At 67.0% G+C, this 18,197-nt stretch carries 19 protein-coding genes and 1 tRNA gene; 10 read left to right on the forward strand and 10 right to left on the reverse strand.

Annotated elements, in window-relative coordinates; all coding sequences use genetic code 11:
* Nucleotides 1-99 precede the first annotated feature (99 nt).
* A tRNA-Leu gene (locus QZ755_RS07525) sits at nt 100-186 on the forward strand.
* 26 nt (nt 187-212) lie between these two features.
* Here QZ755_RS07525 and QZ755_RS07530 read toward each other — a convergent pair.
* Both QZ755_RS07530 and QZ755_RS07535 read right to left on the reverse strand, forming a co-directional pair.
* Entirely contained in the window at nt 213-1,733 is a 1,521-nt protein-coding gene (locus QZ755_RS07530; protein WP_294321479.1) for a hypothetical protein, read from the reverse strand.
* Nucleotides 1,730-3,520, reverse strand: a complete 1,791-nt coding sequence (locus QZ755_RS07535; protein WP_366509167.1) for an Hsp70 family protein — start codon at nt 3,518-3,520, stop codon at nt 1,730-1,732. The genes QZ755_RS07530 and QZ755_RS07535 overlap by 4 nt, the downstream gene beginning before the upstream one ends.
* A gap of 64 nt (nt 3,521-3,584) precedes the next feature.
* Between QZ755_RS07535 and QZ755_RS07540 the strand changes: the two genes are divergently transcribed.
* Genes QZ755_RS07540 through QZ755_RS07550 form a run of 3 tightly spaced genes read left to right on the forward strand, consistent with a single transcriptional unit; the run spans nt 3,585 to nt 9,220 of the window.
* Complete coding sequence (locus tag QZ755_RS07540; RefSeq protein ID WP_294321481.1) at nt 3,585-6,323, forward strand: TonB-dependent receptor; 2,739 nt, start codon at nt 3,585-3,587, stop codon at nt 6,321-6,323.
* Between the two features lie 33 nt (nt 6,324-6,356).
* Complete coding sequence (locus tag QZ755_RS07545) at nt 6,357-8,174, forward strand: methyl-accepting chemotaxis protein (protein WP_294321486.1); 1,818 nt, start codon at nt 6,357-6,359, stop codon at nt 8,172-8,174.
* A gap of 5 nt (nt 8,175-8,179) precedes the next feature.
* Nucleotides 8,180-9,220, forward strand: a complete 1,041-nt coding sequence (locus QZ755_RS07550; RefSeq protein WP_294321489.1) for a DUF2332 family protein — start codon at nt 8,180-8,182, stop codon at nt 9,218-9,220.
* 13 nt (nt 9,221-9,233) lie between these two features.
* Here QZ755_RS07550 and QZ755_RS07555 read toward each other — a convergent pair whose 3' ends face one another.
* The 7 genes from QZ755_RS07555 to hisB all read right to left on the reverse strand — a co-directional run bounded on the left by QZ755_RS07555 (nt 9,234) and on the right by hisB (nt 13,025).
* A complete protein-coding gene (locus QZ755_RS07555) occupies nt 9,234-9,542 on the reverse strand; it encodes a hypothetical protein (RefSeq protein WP_294321490.1) in 309 nt (102 codons plus the stop codon).
* A gap of 268 nt (nt 9,543-9,810) precedes the next feature.
* Nucleotides 9,811-9,987 (reverse strand): hypothetical protein, encoded by a 177-nt coding sequence (locus QZ755_RS07560; protein ID WP_294321493.1) that lies wholly within the window; start codon nt 9,985-9,987, stop codon nt 9,811-9,813.
* 73 nt (nt 9,988-10,060) lie between these two features.
* A complete protein-coding gene (gene hisF, locus QZ755_RS07565; RefSeq protein WP_294321496.1) occupies nt 10,061-10,822 on the reverse strand; it encodes an imidazole glycerol phosphate synthase subunit HisF in 762 nt (253 codons plus the stop codon).
* Nucleotides 10,819-11,547, reverse strand: coding sequence for a 1-(5-phosphoribosyl)-5-[(5-phosphoribosylamino)methylideneamino]imidazole-4-carboxamide isomerase (hisA, locus tag QZ755_RS07570; protein WP_294321500.1), 729 nt, complete (start codon nt 11,545-11,547; stop codon nt 10,819-10,821). The genes hisF and hisA overlap by 4 nt, the downstream gene beginning before the upstream one ends.
* On the reverse strand, nt 11,535-12,134 hold the full coding sequence (gene hisH / locus QZ755_RS07575) for an imidazole glycerol phosphate synthase subunit HisH (protein ID WP_294321502.1): 600 nt from the start codon (nt 12,132-12,134) through the stop codon (nt 11,535-11,537). The genes hisA and hisH overlap by 13 nt, the downstream gene beginning before the upstream one ends.
* The gene (locus tag QZ755_RS07580; protein ID WP_294321507.1) at nt 12,131-12,436 is read right to left on the reverse strand and encodes a YciI family protein; all 306 of its coding nucleotides are present in this window, start codon (nt 12,434-12,436) and stop codon (nt 12,131-12,133) included. Before QZ755_RS07580 ends, hisH begins: the two co-directional genes overlap by 4 nt.
* A 1-nt stretch (nt 12,437) precedes the next feature.
* Nucleotides 12,438-13,025 (reverse strand): imidazoleglycerol-phosphate dehydratase HisB, encoded by a 588-nt coding sequence (gene hisB, locus QZ755_RS07585; RefSeq protein ID WP_294321510.1) that lies wholly within the window; start codon nt 13,023-13,025, stop codon nt 12,438-12,440.
* A gap of 82 nt (nt 13,026-13,107) precedes the next feature.
* On the opposite strand from hisB, the gene QZ755_RS07590 reads away from it, so the two are divergent.
* The 6 genes from QZ755_RS07590 (at nt 13,108) to gmk (ending at nt 16,896) form a co-directional block, all read left to right on the forward strand.
* Nucleotides 13,108-13,590: a ClpXP protease specificity-enhancing factor SspB gene (locus tag QZ755_RS07590; RefSeq protein WP_294321513.1), complete on the forward strand. Its 483-nt coding sequence runs from the start codon at nt 13,108-13,110 to the stop codon at nt 13,588-13,590.
* Entirely contained in the window at nt 13,587-14,003 is a 417-nt protein-coding gene (locus tag QZ755_RS07595) for a GNAT family N-acetyltransferase (RefSeq protein WP_294321517.1), read from the forward strand. The genes QZ755_RS07590 and QZ755_RS07595 overlap by 4 nt, the downstream gene beginning before the upstream one ends.
* Before the next feature lie 22 nt (nt 14,004-14,025).
* The gene (fumC, locus tag QZ755_RS07600) at nt 14,026-15,411 is read left to right on the forward strand and encodes a class II fumarate hydratase (protein WP_294321519.1); all 1,386 of its coding nucleotides are present in this window, start codon (nt 14,026-14,028) and stop codon (nt 15,409-15,411) included.
* Between the two features lie 163 nt (nt 15,412-15,574).
* Complete coding sequence (locus QZ755_RS07605) at nt 15,575-15,874, forward strand: hypothetical protein (RefSeq protein WP_366509168.1); 300 nt, start codon at nt 15,575-15,577, stop codon at nt 15,872-15,874.
* A complete protein-coding gene (locus QZ755_RS07610; RefSeq protein WP_294321521.1) occupies nt 15,871-16,077 on the forward strand; it encodes a hypothetical protein in 207 nt (68 codons plus the stop codon). The genes QZ755_RS07605 and QZ755_RS07610 overlap by 4 nt, the downstream gene beginning before the upstream one ends.
* Before the next feature lie 156 nt (nt 16,078-16,233).
* Entirely contained in the window at nt 16,234-16,896 is a 663-nt protein-coding gene (gmk, locus tag QZ755_RS07615) for a guanylate kinase (protein ID WP_294321524.1), read from the forward strand.
* 47 nt (nt 16,897-16,943) lie between these two features.
* Here the strand turns inward: gmk and QZ755_RS07620 are convergent, their stop codons facing one another.
* Nucleotides 16,944-18,152, reverse strand: coding sequence for an SDR family oxidoreductase (locus tag QZ755_RS07620; RefSeq protein WP_294321527.1), 1,209 nt, complete (start codon nt 18,150-18,152; stop codon nt 16,944-16,946).
* Between the last annotated feature and the right edge of the window lie 45 nt (nt 18,153-18,197).

An 18,197-nucleotide genomic window follows, 5' to 3' on the forward strand; every position in this document is an offset into this window, starting at 1 on the left:
GCGGCGGCACGCGGACGATAAAAGCATTTGCACGACCGCCAACGCGCTGCTAGGGGCACGCTCCTGCCAGCCAAGGGGGCGACCCCAAGGTGTTCACGTGCGGTCGTGGCGGAACTGGTAGACGCGCAACGTTGAGGTCGTTGTGGCCGAAAGGCCGTGGAAGTTCGAGTCTTCTCGACCGCACCATTTCCCGTTCCGTGATCGGAACGGGGCTATTCCGAAATAGTGTCGGACAGGGTTCGCGGTTCGTCCGGAACCGCCACCAGTGGCTGCAGGTCGCGCAGCAATTTCATGCCCATGCCGTTCTGCGCCGCAAGGCCAGCTTCGCGCAGCGCGATCTCCAGCGTACAGCGCGCTGGCGGATCCTTGTCGTCGCGCAGCACCTGGCGGACTTTCGCCATCGGCCATCCGGTCCGCGTCGCGACCGCGTCGAGCATGGCGCCCGGTATCGTGAACCGGTCGCGCCCGTTTATTGGCGCATAGCTGTTGGTGTTGAGCATCACCTCGTGCAGCAGCGCGCGCTGCTGCACCCGCATCGGTTCGGGCAGCAATTGGGGGTCGATCGCGACGGTCGCGGTGAGGCAGCTGGCGGGCGCACGCTGCTGCACAGCGCGCATCGCACCCAGGTCGAACCGGGTCAGCCGCACCAGCAGGTCGTCGGGCGGCGTGGCCATGCCCGCCTGCAACCGCTTGACGGTCAGCTTGCCGATGATCGGGTCATTGGTCGCAACCTTGCCGCTGCGTCCCTTGGGTGTTGCATTGGCGACTTCGAAGACGATGTCGGACGCGAGACCGGGATTGATCTTCTGGACCTCAGCCAGGTTCTTTCCGGTCAGCGTCTGCGCGATATAGTTCGCGTCCGGCTTCGGGGGGGTATCCGGCCACCAGCTCATGCCGATCCGTACCGCAACGAAGAACAGCGCGACCGCGAGCCATACCCGCATCCGGATGCGAGGGCTTTTGCCAGACCATTTGTCCCAGTAGGCGACCCGCTCCGGGTTCATCCGGCGCTCGGCATCCGGATAGCGAGTGCGAACCGTCGTGAGCATATCGCGAATGTCGGTGGGCGAGGTCAGCCAGTTGCGGCGACGGTCATCGTCGCGGGTCAATTCGACCCAGGCCTTGTGCCATCGATGCTTCGGATCGCCCACCAACGCCACGAACCGGGTTGCGCCGATCCGTTCGACGATGGCGTGCGCTTCCGCCGACAGCGCGTAATCTTCGCGCCGTTCGATCCAGCCGAACGTCGCCGCCGCCGGTTCGAGTAGCGGGTCGGAGCGGGGTACGCTGGCCGCCAGCGTCTCGGCGAACCACCGTTCGGCGCCGGTGGCGAAATCGACCTGCTCCAGCCGCGGATCGGCCAGCAGCGCGCGGCCGTGATGGTCGATGCCGGTCAGTTCGTCTGCCGTCGGCGCCACGTCATGGCCGGGGAACAGCAGGGCTTCGAGCGCATGGAAATGCGCGTTCATCGCCTCTGCCAGCGGATCGGACTCGGGCGCGGGTTCAGGCTCGACCACCGGCGGAAGCGGGACGTCCGCCAGCAGCGGATCGACCGCCGCCGCCGGATCGGCCGCCCGCGCCAGTGCGGCGTCGCGCGCGTCGCGCAGCGCTTCGAACGCATCCGGATCGGCATCGACGTCCATCGCCTTCAGCCGCGCGGCATAGGCGCGGCGGATGGCGGAACGATCGCCGGTCGGATCGCAATCGAGCGTCGCCCAGATGCCGCGCCTCACAGGAACCGTTCGCCTTCGATCTGGTCGAGCGCCGCGCCGAAGCCGGTGCGGGCCTCGGCGATCATGCGCTCGTCCTGCGTCGCCAGCACGCTTTCGAACTGGCCGAGCATCTGGCCGATCGCCGCGCGCGTATCGCCCAGAAAGGATTCATAGGCGCGCCGCCCCCGCGCCAGCAGCGCGGCATTGACCGCATCGTCGCGCGGATGGACCTTCAGGGCGGCCAGTGCCTTGCGGCGTTTTTCCAGCTCGGCCGAATCGGGCGCGTCCTCGTCGTCGACGATCACCAGATTGCGTGTCATGCCGGTTTCCGGCACGCTGATATCGACCTCCAGCAGGCCCGAACTGTCATAGCTGAAGCGACAATCGATCGACACATGCCCGGCCGGTTTGGGCGGGACGGCCACGGTGATCTCGCCCAGCTTGACGTTGCCCGCGACCTCGCGTGCTTCGCCTTGGTAGATGCCGAACTGGACCTTGCGCTGCTGGTCGCTGACGGTCCAAAAGCTCGACACGCGGCTGATCGGCACCGCCGAATTGCGTTCGATGATCGGCGAGAACAGCCCGGTACGAAAGCCGCCCCGCCCGTCCGGCTCGCTGGTATCGACGCCCAGCGTGAAGGGGCAGACATCGGTCAGCCGGATTTCGTCCAGCCCGGCATCGCGCGCCAGCAGCCCGGCCTGCACCGCCGCGCCCATCGCCACCGCATGGTCGGGGTGGACGGTGGTCGCGGGAAAGCGGCCGAACATGCGGGTAACCGCGCGGCGCACGATCGGCATCCGCGTCGCGCCGCCGACCAGCACGACTTCGGACAGGGTGGCCGCCGCGATCCCGCTGTCGCGCAACGACCGCAGCACCGGTTCGCGGATGCGTTGCAGCAGGCCGGCGGCATGATCCTCGAACGCGGCGGCGGTGATGGGAACGCTCAGCACCGCATCGCCCACCGTAACCCGCAAATCGGCCTGATCGCCCTCGCTCAACGCCCGGCGGCAGCGTTCGGCGGCCTGGGCCAGCAACGCGGCCGCACGGTCAGGGGGCAACGTCGCCAGCACGCCGTCGGGGTCGAGCGAGGAGCGTGCCAGATCGATCAGGCAGTCGTTGAAATCGTCACCGCCCAACCGGTTGTCGCCCGCCGAGGCGCGTACCTCGATCACCCCGTCGAACATCTCGACGATCGACACGTCGAACGTGCCCCCGCCCAGGTCGAACACGAGGAACGGTTCGCGGTCGGCCCGGTCGGCGATGCCGAACGCCAATGCGGCGGCGGTCGGTTCGTTGATCAGCCGTTTGACCGGCAGCCCGGCCAGCTCGCCTGCGCGCCGGGTCGCCTTGCGCTGGCGATCGTTGAAATAGGCGGGAACGGTTACGACCGCGCCGGTCGCCGCTTCGCCGGTGAACGCTTCTGCATCGCGCTTCAGGCTGGACAGGACGAGGGCCGACAGTGTTTCGGAATCGAAGTCGCGCCGCGCCAGCCGGGCGGTCTCGCGCGTGCCGATGCGCCGTTTGAAGCTGGTGACGGTGCGGTCGGGATGCGTCGCCATCCGGTCGCGCGCGGCCCGTCCGACCAGTACCGCGTCATCGTCGCCGATGCTGACGGCAGAGGGGGTCAGGAACTCGCCCAGTGCATTGGGCACCATGACGGGTCGGTCGTCACGCCATATGGCGCAGGCGCTGTTGGTGGTGCCAAGGTCAATGCCGACGATCATGTCCCGCCCCGTTTCGATGCTGCACCGGATGTAGCGCGTGGCCGGCGACAGGCAATGTTCGATCGCGACCACTGCGTTAACCAACTGGTATCCACCTGTACCGTAAGCCTCCCCTGCTGAGGACAATCGGTCCGGGGGGATGCGGGGAATGCGTAAGAGCGGATTTTTGCTGGCGGCAACCGCCTGTGTGACGGTGGCGGCACCGGTTTCGGCGCAAGGATTGCGGGGCGTCGTGCCGACCGCCGGGGACAAGGCGGATACCAAGCCCGCCGAGGAGCAATCCGCCAACACCGCCGACATCGTCGTCACCGCGACCCGCCGTTCGCAACGCCTGTCGAACGTCCCGATCGCGGTCAGCGCCTATAGCACCGCCGCGCTGCAGAATTCGGGCGCGACCGACATTCGCCAGATGGCGCAGCTGTCGCCGTCGCTGATCGTGTCGTCGACCGGATCGGAAGCGAACGCGACCGCCCGGCTGCGCGGGATCGGCACGGTCGGCGACAATCCCGGCCTCGAAAGCTCGGTCGCGGTGTTCATCGATGGCGTCTATCGCAGCCGCACCGGATCGGGCCTGAACGACCTGGGCGAAGTCGAGCGGATCGAGGTGCTGCGCGGGCCGCAGGGCACCCTGTCGGGCCGTAATTCGTCGGCGGGCGCGATCAGCATCTACACCAAATATCCCTCGTTCGACTTCGGCGGCTATGGTGAGGCGACCTATGGCAATTTCAATGCCGTCCGCCTGGCCGGCGCGCTGACCGGGCCGATCGTCAAGGACAAGCTGGCGTTCCGTATCGACGGCGTGTTCGGCAAGCGCGATGGCTTCTACCACGATGTCGTCAACGACACCGATTACAACGATCGCAACCGCTATTTCGTGCGTGGGCAGCTGTTCTTCAAACCGGTCGACAATTTCTCGGTCCGGTTGATCGGCGACTATACCTATCGCAACGAGAAGTGCTGCGGCGCGGTCTATCTGAACACGCAGGAAAAGCTCGATCCGACGCCGGGCGTGGAGGGGGACTACACCCCCGCTGCGCAGAACCGCATCGTAACGATCCTGCAAAGCCTGGGCGGCGTGCTGCCGAGCAACGGCGACCCGTATAACCGCCAGATCGCCAACACCCGCGGTCGCGCCTATGCCAACGTTACCAAGGATTATGGCGGCTCGGCGCGCATCGGCTGGACCTTTTCGAACCTGCAGCTGATTTCGATCAGCGCGTATCGCGAATACAAGGCGGGCGGCGCGGCCGACCTCGATTATGGCAGCGTCGACATCGGCTATCGCCCCGACGACGGCAATGCGTATCGCCAGTTCCGCACCTTTACCCAGGAAACGCGGCTGAGCGGCGGGCTGTTCGGCAACCGGCTCGACTGGATGGTCGGCGGCTATTACGCCCATGAAAAGCTGCAGGTCGCGGACAACCTCCGCTTCGGCAGCGAATTCGGTGCCTTTGCCGCCTGTCGCGTGGTCGCGACGATCAATCCGTTGGCGGTACTGCGCGCGCCGCGTGCCGCCGGTTGCCTGAGCGCGACGGGTCGCGCCGCGCTGACCCCCGCGGTCGGGCCGACGATCATTGCCGGGATCGATCGCCTGTCGACGCTGAACGACCTGGGCAGCATCCGCGATACCTATGACCAGACCAGCAGCAACTATGCGTTCTTCACCCATAATATCTTCAAGGTGACCGACACGCTCAGCCTGACCGGCGGTCTGCGCTACACCAACGAACGCAAGCAGCTGAACGCCAGCTTTCTGAACAACAATACCGTCTGCCCGGCGCAGCAAGGGGCGCTGGGGCCGCTGCTGGGCAGCAGCAATGCGACGCTGCGGTCGCTGGCGGCGGGTATCATCACGCTGACCTGTACCGGCAATTCGACCGCGGCGCTGACCGGCGTGCCGATCCGCGATTCGCTGCGCGAGGGGCAGGTTACGGGCACGACGGTGCTGTCGTGGAAGCCGGTGCAAAGCACGCTGCTCTATGCGTCCTATGCGCGCGGGTACAAGGCGGGCGGCTATAATCTCGACCGGTCCGACCTGTCGGCGAACGTGTTCACGACGCCGACCGCCGCCAGCGCGTCCAACCTGCGTTTCGACCCGGAAACGGTGCAGGCGTTCGAAGTCGGCGTGAAGTACAGCTCGGCAAAATTCACCGCGAACCTTGCCGCGTTCCGTTCGGCGTTCCGCAATTTCCAGCTGAATACGTTCAACGGCACGAACTTCATCGTCCAGAACATCAGCTCGTGCGCCGATTCGCTGAACGGGGCCGATCGCGACAATGATTCGACGACGGGGCGTTGCACCGGAAAGGTCGGCGCGGGCGTCGTGACGCAGGGGTTCGAGCTGGAGGCCGGCGCCTATCCTGCGCCCGACCTCGCGTTCAACATCGGCTATACCTATGCCCATACCCAGTATCGCCGCAACCTGGTCGGCAGCGAATCGGGCGAGCCGCTGAACAACGCGCTGTTCCTGCTGCCGGGTAACCAGATGTCGAACGCGCCGCGCCACACCATCACGAATTCGGCGGTGTGGACCCCGGCGGTGGGCCGCAACCTGACCGCGCTGTTCTATGTCGATAGCAGGTTGTCGAGTGACTATAACACCGGGTCCGACCTGTTCGCCGAAAAGGAGCTGGACGGCTTCTTCCTGATGAACGCCCGTATCGGCCTGCGTGGTCCCGAACAGCGCTGGGCGATCGAGTTCTGGGGACAGAATATCCTCGACACCGATTACCAGCAGGTCGCCTTCGCCGCGCCATTCCAGGGATCGGGCAGCGTTTCGCAGGTGACGCGCTTCGGATCGCCCACCTTTGCCGCGGGCAACGCGATCACCTCCTCCTACCTCGCCGAACCGCGCACCTATGGCATCACGCTGCGATCGCGGTTCTGACATGATTGTTTTGTTTCCAACGGATCGGCTCCGATGAAGATACCGCGTAAGCTCGGCCTGTCGTTCCTCACGATCAACGCTTCGGCGGCGGTGGTCATGCTGGTGTTCCTCGCCAGCATCTTGATGATCGCCCGGACGACCGAGCGGAACAACCACAGCCAGGACGTCTATGCAAAGGCGTTGACGCTGGAAACCGCGATCCTGCGCCAGAACAGCCAGTTTCGCGGCTTCCTGGTGACGGGCGATCCGACCTACCTCAAATCCTATGAGGAAGCGCGCGTCGAATTCGACGCGACGGCGGTCGAACTCGCGGCGATGCTGACGGTCGCGTCCGAACAGGCGCAGCTGGCCGAGGCCCGGCGCGAGACGCTGGCATGGCGGCGCAACTGGGGCGACCGGCTGATCGCGCGGGTCAAGGCGGGCGACCGCGACGCCGCGCAGGAGGAGGTGCGCGATGCGGGGGCAAAGGTGCTGGTCAGCAAGATCGCACTGCCGCTGCGCGCGCTGCGTGCGACCGAAACCGATGCGATGGCCGCCCATGCCGACGATCAGGCAGGGGCGATCCGCATGGCGCTGATCGCGCTGGTCGTCGGCGGCATCGCGCTGATCGCGATCGCGGTCGCGCTGGCGATGCTGCTCAGCCGCCAGATCGCGCGACCGATCACGACGCTGACCGGGGCGATGGCCGACCTTGCCGCCGGGCGCCACGACATCGATGTCGGCGCGGACGGCCGCACCGACGAACTGGGCGACATGGCGCGTGCGGTGCTGGTGTTCCGTGACACGGCGGTCGCCAAGCTGGCCGACGACCGGGATCGTGAGGCGGCGATGACTGCGATCGGCGGCGGCTTGCGCAGCCTGTCGCAGGCGGACCTGACCGCGCGGCTGGCCGATGTGCCCGCCGCCTTCCACGCCCTGTCCGACGATTTCAACCTCGCCACCGCCAGCCTCAGCCAGGTGCTGGGCGATGTCCGGGGCAGCGTCGATTCGATCAAGCTCAATTCGGGCGAGATCGCACAGGCCGCCACCGACCTTGCCGAACGGACCGAACGCGAGGCGGCGGCGCTTCAGGAATCGTCGTCCGCGCTGGACGAGGTGACCCGATCGATCCGCGAAGGCGCGGTCGCGGCGATCGATGCCAGCAGCGCGATGGCCGACACGCGCGGTGAGGCGGAGCGTGGCGACGCGGTGGTGCGACAGGCGATCGCCGCGATGCACGGAATCGAACAGGCGAGCGACGAGATCGCGCAGATCATTACCCTGATCGACGGCATCGCCTTCCAGACGAACCTGCTGGCGCTGAACGCCGGGATCGAGGCGGCGCGGGCGGGAGAAGCGGGCAAGGGCTTTGCCGTCGTCGCGTCCGAAGTGCGCGCGCTGGCGCAGCGCTCGGCCGATGCCGCGACCGAGGTGAAGGCGAAGGTGAAGGCCGCATCGACCCATGTCGGCGCGGGCGTCGCGCTGGTCGAACAGACCGGTGATGCGCTGGCCAAGATCATCGAGCGCGTGGCCGGTGTCGGCGGATCGATCGACGCGATCGCCCGCTCGTCGGATCATCAGGCGACCAGTCTCGGCCAGATCAACGTCGCCATCGCCGAAATGGACGCGATGACGCAGCAGAACGCGGCGATGGTCGAACAGACCTCCGCCGCGTCGCGCCAACTGGTCGCGGAGGCGGAGGCGCTGGCACTGTCGGTCGCGACCTTTGCGATCGACGCGCCGGCCGCCACCGCACCGCGCGCCACGGCGACCGTGACCCCGCTTCAACCCAAGCGGTCGGCGCGTCGCTGGGTGGCGCCGCCGGAACCCGCCCCGCTAAAGGTCGCCAATGACGATTGGGATGCGTTCTGATCGTCATGACAGGTCCGTTGGCCCGGCAGGCCCAGGTCGTTCGCGCCCTGGGTTCCGCATTCGTCGCGGCAATCCTTTCGGCGGGGGAGCGGCAGCTGCACCGTGCGCCGTTGACCGCGCGGCTGATTGACGACTGGCCGGGTGATCCGGCGGCGGACGCGCTGGCGATGCGGTTCAACGGCGCGCTGCACGCATTGGCCCGGCGCGGCGACTGCACGGCGCTCACCGACCTCTATGCCGCGCGGACGGGGTATTTCGACCGGGTGATCGGCGGGGCGATGGCGGCGTCCGACGCGTTCATCGCCGACTGGATGCGCGAGCCGCCCCAGACGAATGAAGTCGCCCGCAGCGCGGCGATCATGGCCGCGCTGATGACGCTGCGCGCCGACGTGGATCTGCCGGTCGAGCTGCTCGAACTGGGCGCCAGTGCCGGTCTCAACCTCAATCTCGGTCGCTATGCGTTCGATCTGGGCGGGGTGCGCGTCGGCCAAGCAGATTCACCGGTGCGGATCGCGCCCGAATGGCGGGGACCCCCGCCGCTGGCCCGGCCGGTCGCGATCGTCGGGGCGCGCGGGGTCGATCTGCGTCCGCTCGCCGTCGGCGATCCGGCGGCGCGCGAACGGCTGATGGCCTATGTCTGGGCCGACCAGCCCGCGCGGGCCGAACGGCTGCACCACGCGATCTCCATCGCCCGCGCGCATCCGCCGACGCTGACCCGCAGCGACATCGCCGACTGGCTGCCGCGTGAACTGTCCCGGCCGGCGGATGCGCAGGTTTGCCGGGTCGTCGTCCACGCCATGTCGCTGCAATATTGCAGCGGCGCCACCCGCGCTACCATCGCCGCAGCGCTGGCCGCCGCCGACACCCCGATCGCCCGCATCGGTTTCGAATGGACCGAAGCACGCGATGCCGTCCACCTGACGCTCACCACCTATCCGGGTGGCCATGTCCGCCATCTGGCGACCTGTCATGCCTATGGCCACTGGATCGACTGGCACGGACCGACCGCGGACGGCGATGATCCGTGGGATCGCTCCCCCGCCTAGGCTCCGGACAAAATCAGAACCAGAAGGTGATGGTGGCGAGGAAGACGCCAACTATTTTGTTGATGGCAAGCTTGTCGCAGCGGGTAGCGACGCCCCACCAGTCCTTGAAGCGGTACCATAGACGTTCGACCAGCTTGTAGGCTCGATCGGGGTTGCAGTCGTAAGGAATCGGAGCCTTGCGGCTGCGGGTTGAAGGGACGACCATCACGGTGCCGTTAACCCGTGCGACGGCACGAATGGCGTTGCGGTAGTAACCGCGCTCGGCGATCAGCACATCGAAGCGACCGGCCGCAGCCTCGATCAATGCCGGGGCCATCCTCATGCCGGCCATGTCTTCTGGCGAGAGCAGCAGGATGCGAGGACGCCCCGCAGCGTCGGTCAGTCCGTGGATTTTGCCGGTACGCTTGCGGCGGGAGGTGCCGGTGCCCTGGACGAAAATTCCCTTTTTGCGACCGCCGCCGAGCGGTGGATCATGATGCTGGTCGGGTCGATCGCGATCTTTCCCCAGGCGCCGCTAGCCCGGTCAGTGCCTCGAGCGCCACGAACCACACACCCTGCTGGTTGCACCGATGGAAGCGGTTGCACGTCGTCTAAGGCCCGTATTCGGGCGAGCAGGCGCGCCAGCGTCCGTCGCTCTTGAGCATATGCTCGATACCCGAGATCATGCGTCGACCGTCGACCCTGTGCGCACCGATCCGCCCCTGTGGCACAAGCAGTTCGATCTTCGCGCGCTCCGCATCGCTCAACCACATCAGGCACCACGCCATCCAAGACATCCGATCCAGGCCGATATATTGAATCAGCACGGTCGCTCGTCCACGATCTGATCGAATATCGACTCTAATGCGACCTGACCGGCACGCCGGCCGCCGCCAGCGCGGCGTGGGCGTCGGCGACCGATGCCTCCCCGAAATGGAAGATCGACGCCGCCAGCACCGCGCTCGCATGGCCCTGCGTCACGCCGGCGACGAGGTGGTCGAGCGTGCCGACGCCGCCCGACGCCACCACCGGCACCGACACCTGATCGGCGATCGTCCGGATCAGCGCCAGATCATAGCCGTCGCGCGTGCCGTCGCGGTCCATCGACGTCACCAGCAATTCGCCCGCCCCCAGCTTCGCCAGCTTCAGCGCGTGCTCGACCGCATCGATCCCCGTCGCGCGCCTGCCGCCATGGGTGAAGACTTCCCAATGGCCGTCGACCCGGCGGGCATCGACCGATGCGGTGACGCACTGGCTGCCGAAGCGGTCGGCGATGTCGGCCACCAGTTCGGGGCGGGCCACGGCGGCGGAGTTCACCGCCACCTTGTCCGCGCCCGCCAGCAACAGCGCGCGCGCGTCCTCGGGCGAACGCACCCCGCCGCCGACGGTCAGCGGCATGAAGCAGACTTCGGCGGTACGGCGCACGACGTCGAGGATCGTGTCGCGCCCCTCATGGCTGGCGCCGATGTCGAGGAAGGTCAGTTCGTCGGCGCCGGCAGCGTCGTAGGCGCGCGCCTGTTCCACCGGATCGCCCGCGTCGCGCAGGTCGACGAAGTTCACGCCCTTCACCACCCGCCCGGCATGGACGTCGAGACAGGGAATGACCCGCGCCCGCACCGTCATGCGCGGGCGACCCGGATCGCTTCGGCAAGGTCGAGTCGGCCGTCATAGAGCGCGCGGCCGGTGATGACGCCCTCGATCCCCGCCTTGCCCTTCAGCGCGTGGATATCCGCAATCCCCGCCACGCCGCCGCTGGCGATGACCGGGATCGACACGGCGGCGGCGAGTGCTGCCGTCGCCTCGACATTGCAGCCCTTCAACATCCCGTCGCGACCGACATCGGTGAAGAGGACGGCGGCGACGCCGGCATCCTCGAACCGGCGGGCGAGGTCGGTGACCGAGACGGTCGAGACGTCCGCCCAGCCACGCGTCGCGACCATGCCGTCCCATGCATCGACCGCTACCACGATCCGTCCCGGACAGGCGGCGGCGGCTTCGCGCACGAAATCGGGGTCTTCGAGTGCCGCGGTGCCGATCACCACCCGCGCGACGCCCAGGTCGAGCCAGCGGTCGACATTGGCGCGGTTGCGGATGCCGCCGCCCAGCTGGACCCGGCCGGGGAACGCCTTCAGGATGCCCGCGACCGCATCGCCATTGACCGATTGCCCGGCGAACGCACCGTCCAGATCGACGACGTGCAGGTGGTCCGCGCCGGCTTGCGTGAACAGTGTCGCCTGATGCGCGGGGTCGTCGCCATAGACGGTGGCGCGATCCATATCGCCCTCGGCCAGACGGACGACCTGTCCGCCCTTCAGGTCGATCGCGGGAAATACGGTCAAGGACGCCATTCGAGAAACCTCTCCAGCAGCGCAATGCCATAGCGCTGGCTCTTTTCGGGGTGGAACTGCACGCCCAGCAGATTGTCGCGGCCGATCGCCGCGGTCACCGGACCGCCATGGTCGGTGGTGGCCAGCACATGGCTGCCCTCGAACGCATAGCTGTGCAGGAAATAGGCCTCACCCGGCACCAGCAACGGATGCGGCGCGGCGGGGACGACATCGTTCCAGCCCATATGCGGCACGGTAACGCCGGGGGCGGGGGTGAGGCGACGAACGGTGCCGTCGATCCAGCCAAGACCGGCATGGCTGCCGAACTCCTCGCCGGTGGTGGCCAGCAACTGCATCCCCACGCACACGCCGAGGAACGGTACGCCGCCATCCAGCACCCGCATCCGCATCGCCTCGACCATGCCGGGGATCGCGCTCAGCCCGTTCATGCACGCGGCGAACGCCCCGACGCCGGGCAGGACGATCCGGTCGGCCCGCGCTACAGTATCGGGGTCATCGGTGATCGTCAGTTTCCGGGCGCCGGCGGCGGTCAGCGCATTGGCGACCGAATGCAGATTGCCCGCCCCGTAATCGATCAGTGCGATCAAAACAGGTCGCCGATCTGGTCCATCGCCAGCGTCATGGTGAAGGCGACGACCTCGACCGTGGCGACGCCGTTCACCACGAACGGATCGGTTTCGGCCAGCGCCCGCACCGCTGCTTCCTCGCCCCGGAACAGCAGCACGCCGCCGGTCGGCGGATTGCGGCGCCCGGCGAGCAGCATCACGCCCTCGTCCATTGCCGCCTTGATCCATGCGACATGCGCGTCGCGATGAATATCGACCTCTTCCAGCGGCTTCACATAGCTGAGCATCGCCAGGCACATCGGCTGCATCGGACGGGCTACCATGTCACAATACTCCCTTGGTCGACGGGATCGCGTCGCCCTTGCGCGGATCGATCTCGGTCGCGGTGCGCAGAGCACGCGCCAGCCCCTTGAAGATGCTTTCGGCGATATGATGGTTGTTGGTGCCGTACAGCGTCTCGACATGCAGCGTGATGCCGGCGGCCTGCGCGAAGCTGTGGCAGAAATGGCCGAACATCTCGGTATCCATCGTGCCGAGCTGCGCCTGCGTGAAGGCGACCTTCCACACCAGCCATGGCCGCCCGGAAATATCGAGGGCGACGCGGGTCAGCGTCTCGTCCATCGGCGACAGCGCGTCGCCATAGCGGCGGATGCCGCGCTTGTCGCCCAGCGCCTTCGCGAACGCTTCGCCGATCGCGATGCCGGTATCCTCGACGGTGTGGTGCGCGTCGATGTGCAGGTCGCCCTTGGTCCGCACGGTCAGGTCGATCAGCGAATGGCGGCTCAACTGTTCGAGCATATGGTCGAAGAATCCGACGCCGGTCGACACGTCATAGGTGCCGGTGCCGTCGAGATTGACCGTGACGTCGATCGACGTCTCGCTGGTCTTGCGGGCGATGGTGGCGGTGCGCATGGCCGCCTCCATAGCGCGTGGCGCTCCCCATGCAACGCAACGAATCTTGACGCCCCGGCAAACGCCGCTACCCAAGGGCGCCATGAGCCAGCCCGTCGCCGACAGCCTGATCCCGTATGACGAGATCGTCCAGGAAGCCCTGCGCGCCGTCGTCGGCCGCGTCCTCGGGCAGGTCTCCGCCACCGGCGCGCTGCCGGGCGAGCATCACTTCTATATCACGTTCAAGACGCAGGCCCCCGGCGTCGACATCCCCAAGCGGCTGATCGAGCGGTTTCCGGACGAGATGACGATCGTCATCCAGCACCGCTTCTGGGACCTGACCGTCGATGCCGAACGCTTTTCGGTGGGCTTGAGCTTCGGCGGCATCCCGTCGACGCTGGTCATCCCCTATGCCGCGATCACCGGCTTCCACGATCCGGCGGTCAATTTCGAACTGCGCTTCCAGGCGAATGACGAGCCGGGCGACGAACCCGAACCGCATGATCCGCCTGAAAACGACGCGCCGATCGCGGTCAGCGAAGACGGGTCGAACGTCGTCGCGGTGGATTTCAAGCGCAAGAAGTGACGGTCGAGGTTGTCGCAACGCCGGGGGATGCCGAGCGCGAGGCGATCCTGCGCATCCTGTCGGCGCATAACGATGCGGCGGTCGGACCGACCGAGCGGCGGCAGGTGGCGATCGTCGTCCGCGACGATGCGGGCACGATTACCGGCGGGCTGTGGGGCAAGATCGGCTATCGCTGGCTGTTCGTCGAGTTTCTGGCGGTGTCGCCGGAGCATAAGGGGCAGGGGATCGGCCGAGACCTGATGGACCGTGCGGAGGCCGTGGCGCGCGAAGCAGGGTGCATTGGCATCTGGCTCGACACGTTCAGCTTCCAGGCGCGCGGCTTCTACGAGAAGCTGGGTTTCGGGCATTTCGGCACGATCGATGATTTCCCGCCGGGCCATGCGCGCTTCTTCCTGTCGAAACGGATCGACTGACGCGGCCACGGGTTTTGTCGGCATGACCGATACCCGTACCGAAACCGACTCGATCGGCGCGATCGAGGTTCCCGCCGCCGCCTATTGGGGGGCGCAAACCGAACGATCGATCGAGAATTTCCCCTTTCCCCCGTCGGAGCGGATGCCGATCGGCATCGTCCATGCGCTGGCGATCGTGAAGCAGGCAGCGGCAAGGGTGAACCGGGCGCACGGCCTCGACGCGACAATCGCCGACGCGATCGAGGCGGCGGCAGGTGAGGTGATCGCGGGCACGCTGGACGACCAGTTCCCGCTGGTCATTTGGCAGACCGGCAGCGGCACCCAGTCGAACATGAACGTCAACGAAGTGATCGCCGGGCGCGCCAACGAAGCGTTGACCGGCAATCGTGGCGGCAAGGTGCCGGTCCATCCCAACGATCATGTCAACAAAGGGCAGTCGTCGAACGACAGCTTCCCGACCGCATTGCACGTCGCGGCGGTGGTGGCGCTGAACCGCGACCTGATCCCGGCGCTCGACCGGCTGGTGGGATCGCTGGAGGCGAAGGCAAGGGACTGGGCCGATATCGTCAAGATCGGCCGCACCCATTTGCAGGATGCGACCCCGCTGACGCTGGGGCAGGAATTTTCCGGCTATGTCGCGCAGCTGCGCGACGCGAAGCGCCGGTTGCAGGCGGCGGAGGGCGACCTCTTGCGGCTGGCGCAGGGGGGGACGGCGGTCGGCACCGGCCTGAACGCCGCGCCGGGTTTCGCCGAAGACGTCGCAAAGGAAATCGCGACGATCACCGGCCACCCCTTCGTCACCGCACCCAACAAGTTCGAGGCGCTGGCGTCGAACGATCCGCTGGTCCAGCTGTCGGGCACGCTCAATACGCTGGCGGTGGCGCTGACCAAGATCGCCAACGACATCCGCCTGCTGGGGTCCGGCCCGCGCTCCGGGCTGGGCGAGATCGACCTGCCGGCCAACGAACCGGGCAGCTCGATTATGCCGGGCAAGGTCAACCCGACCCAGTGCGAGATGCTGACGATGGTCGCGGCGCAGGTGATGGGTAATCATCTGTCGGTGACGGTCGGCGGGATGCAGGGGCATCTGGAACTGAACGTCTTCAAGCCGCTGATCGGGGCGGCGGTGCTGCGGTCGATCGATCTGCTGGCGATCGGCATGGCGAGTTTTGCGGAGCGCTGCGTCGACGGGATCGAACCCAACCGCGCGCGGATCGGCGAACTGGTCGAACGGTCGCTGATGCTGGTTACCGCGCTGGCACCCGAGATCGGCTACGACAATGCTGCAAAGATCGCCAAGCACGCCCATGCCGAAGGGCTGACGCTGCGGGAGGCCGGACTGGCGCTGGAGCTGGTCGACGAAGCGACGTTCGACCGGCTGGTCCGGCCGGAGACGATGGTCGGATAGCAGCAATCGCCCATCACTTTCCTACACCGCGGACGGATGCGATGCTGCCCGTTGGGAGGTATCGCCCGGACCGGTTTGCCATCATTTGACGATCATGGTGCGCAATGCCGCGGAAACGTGGCGAGTGTGAACTTTGTGAACTTTGGCGTCGGCGATGGGGCGGATGCGTTTGGACGAAGGCGTAATGACAGGGAACATCCCGGCCGTTACTGCGCTGTATCTGTATAACTTTGGTGAGGACAACATGGGTGCGACGACGATAGGGGCACTGGTCGGTGCGGCCATCGACAAGATGAGCGGCGACGACGATTCGAGCGTCGATGGCGCGATCAAGGGCGCGGTCGTCGCCAATGTCCTGAGAGTCGTGGCGCCTATGGCGATAACCTATGCGGTCGGCTGGGCTGTCTTGCGTGGGGCGACCGAACTGAAGGCACAACTCTTCGAAACGGAGGATGCAGCATGATCGGACGGATTATCGGTGCGCTCGTCGGGCGCGAGATGGATCGCCGCGATGGACGCGGTGGTGCGAAGGGTGCTGCGATGGGTTGGCTGGCCGGCAGCGCGATGCGCCGCATGGGGCCGCTCGGCATGATCCTGGGTGGCGGCTATGTGGCCAAGAAGGCGTATGACCGACGCAAACTCGACAAGATGCGACGCAGCTACTGACGCGTACCCGGTCCGCGTCCCGGCGGACCGGTGCCGGACGGGCAGGCCCGCGACCGGCCGGATGGACCTCCACCATGGTGGACTTTGCCGAGGGGCGATGGCTTTGTGCCTTCGCCCCTTGACGCCGTCCGCCTGCCCGCGCGAATAGGCCGGTCCATGAGCCATCTGCCAGACTCCGACCGCCACGGCTTCAAGCGCCGCGGCGTGTTGTTCGTCCTGTCCTCGCCCTCCGGTGCCGGCAAATCGACCATCGCGCGCAAGCTGCTGGCGGCCGAAGACGACCTGTCGATGTCGGTATCGGCCACTACGCGCGGTCCCCGGCCCGGCGAAACCGATGGCAAGGAATATCATTTCGTCGACCTGGAGGAATTTCGGCGCATGGTCGCCGACCACGAATTCCTCGAATGGGCGCATGTGTTCGGCAACCGCTATGGCACGCCGCGCGCGGCGGTCGAGGCGATGCTGAGCGCGGGCAAGGACGTGTTGTTCGACATCGACTGGCAGGGCGCGCAGCAGCTGTTCCAGATCGCGGGCGGTGACGTCGTGCGCGTGTTCATCCTGCCGCCGTCGATGGCCGAGCTGCACCAGCGGCTGGTATCGCGCAACACCGACACCCCGGAGGTGATCGAAGGGCGCATGGCGCGTGCCGCGGCCGAGGTCAGCCACTGGGACGGCTATGACTATGTGCTGGTCAATGACGATGTCGATGACTGTTTCCGCAAGGTGCAGACGATCCTGGCGGCTGAGCGCCTGCGTCGCTCGCGCCAGACGGGCGTTATCGGGTTCATCCGCAAGTTGATGCGCGGGCCGGGCGAGTAAGGAAGTGGCGTCACCCCGGCGTGGAGCCGGGGTGACGCATCGGCCGATTACGGCTGCACGACCTTGATCTCCGCCGCGTTCGGGGCGACGGCCGCGCCGGTCGGGCGTTCCGAAAAGACCGGCTCGCCGGGGATCGTGCCCTCATCGGCAATTCCCGCGGCATAGGATGCGCCGGCGTCGGTACCGTCGGCCTGATGCGCGCGGGGCGGGGGAAGCAGCTTGGGTTCGCTCGTACGACGCGGAGTCGATCCGCGCAGCGACAGCAACATGCCCGCTGCCACGCCGATCCCGCCGAGCAGCGCGGCGGTCGTCCACGGCCGCATCTGCGCCTCGAGCGCGAGGCTCTGCTTGCGCACATAATGGTCCTGGTTCGACCGGGCACGGCCATCGGCGCGTGGCTGGAACAGATTGTCCTTCGTGCCCGGCGCGGCCGGGGTGTCGGTCGTTTGCGCTTCTTCCTTGAAGAATTTCTCCATGAAGCGGTCGGCGCTGCGCGGCAGCAGATTGCTCATCTTGGTCATCGCCATGCCCGTGCCGCCGACGGTCAGGTCGCGCTTCTGATGCGCGGCGGCGAAGCAGATCGCCTTGGCCACCAGTTCGGGATCGTAGACGACCGGGGGCACGCGCGCGGGCTGGTCCATGCGATTGCGGGCATGTTCGGGATAGGGGGTGTCGATCGCCGCGGGCTTGACCAGCGTCACCGATACCGGCTTGCCATCGGCCTCCAGCTCCATGCGGAAGGCTTCGGTAAAGCCCTGTACAGCATGTTTCATCGCGCTGTACGCGCCCTGCACCGGGACCGAACGATCCGACAGGATCGATCCGATATTGACGATCGCGCCGCCGCCACGGGCAGTCAGTTCGCGCGCGGCATAGAGCGAGGCGGCGACCATCGCAAAATAGCCGACGTCGAACACGCGGCGCTGTTCGTCGATGCCGGTTTCGTCCAGCCGGGCATAGAGCGCGACGGCGGCGTCGTTGACCCAGGTGTCGAACCCGCCGAACGCCTCGCGCGCCTTGGCACCGATCCGTTCGGGGGCATCGGCAGCAGTGATGTCGATGGAGAGGTGGTCGGCCTTGCCGCCGCGCAGGCGTATGCCCTCAACGGCCTCGCGCAACGTATCCTCGTTACGGGCGACCAGTAGCACGCGGGCGCCCTCGCGCGCGGCCCGGCGGGCGGTGGCAAGGCCGATGCCGGACGAGGCGCCGGTGATGACGATGGTCTGTTCGGATAGCGGCTTGAGCGTGACGGCCATGACGATACTCCCAGGGCTAACAGGTCGCGCGCTCAACGCACGGGC

It is taken from the genome of uncultured Sphingomonas sp., from assembly GCF_913776855.1.
In the GTDB taxonomy this organism is placed as follows: domain Bacteria; phylum Pseudomonadota; class Alphaproteobacteria; order Sphingomonadales; family Sphingomonadaceae; genus Sphingomonas.

Excerpts from the sequence above, each read along its gene's own strand:
- QZ755_RS07540 (WP_294321481.1), top strand. The coding sequence starts at position 3,585 with ATGCGTAAGAGCGGATTTTTGCTGGCGGCAACCGCCTGTGTGACGGTG.
- QZ755_RS07545 (WP_294321486.1), top strand. The coding sequence starts at position 6,357 with ATGAAGATACCGCGTAAGCTCGGCCTGTCGTTCCTCACGATCAACGCT.
- QZ755_RS07550 (WP_294321489.1), top strand. The coding sequence starts at position 8,180 with ATGACAGGTCCGTTGGCCCGGCAGGCCCAGGTCGTTCGCGCCCTGGGT.
- QZ755_RS07555 (WP_294321490.1), bottom strand. The coding sequence starts at position 9,542 with ATGAGGATGGCCCCGGCATTGATCGAGGCTGCGGCCGGTCGCTTCGAT.
- QZ755_RS07560 (WP_294321493.1), bottom strand. The coding sequence starts at position 9,987 with ATGGCGTGGTGCCTGATGTGGTTGAGCGATGCGGAGCGCGCGAAGATC.
- hisF (WP_294321496.1), bottom strand. The coding sequence starts at position 10,822 with ATGACGGTGCGGGCGCGGGTCATTCCCTGTCTCGACGTCCATGCCGGG.
- hisA (WP_294321500.1), bottom strand. The coding sequence starts at position 11,547 with ATGGCGTCCTTGACCGTATTTCCCGCGATCGACCTGAAGGGCGGACAG.
- QZ755_RS07580 (WP_294321507.1), bottom strand. The coding sequence starts at position 12,436 with ATGGTAGCCCGTCCGATGCAGCCGATGTGCCTGGCGATGCTCAGCTAT.
- hisB (WP_294321510.1), bottom strand. The coding sequence starts at position 13,025 with ATGCGCACCGCCACCATCGCCCGCAAGACCAGCGAGACGTCGATCGAC.
- QZ755_RS07590 (WP_294321513.1), top strand. The coding sequence starts at position 13,108 with ATGAGCCAGCCCGTCGCCGACAGCCTGATCCCGTATGACGAGATCGTC.
- fumC (WP_294321519.1), top strand. The coding sequence starts at position 14,026 with ATGACCGATACCCGTACCGAAACCGACTCGATCGGCGCGATCGAGGTT.
- QZ755_RS07605 (WP_366509168.1), top strand. The coding sequence starts at position 15,575 with ATGCGTTTGGACGAAGGCGTAATGACAGGGAACATCCCGGCCGTTACT.
- QZ755_RS07610 (WP_294321521.1), top strand. The coding sequence starts at position 15,871 with ATGATCGGACGGATTATCGGTGCGCTCGTCGGGCGCGAGATGGATCGC.
- gmk (WP_294321524.1), top strand. The coding sequence starts at position 16,234 with ATGAGCCATCTGCCAGACTCCGACCGCCACGGCTTCAAGCGCCGCGGC.
- QZ755_RS07620 (WP_294321527.1), bottom strand. The coding sequence starts at position 18,152 with ATGGCCGTCACGCTCAAGCCGCTATCCGAACAGACCATCGTCATCACC.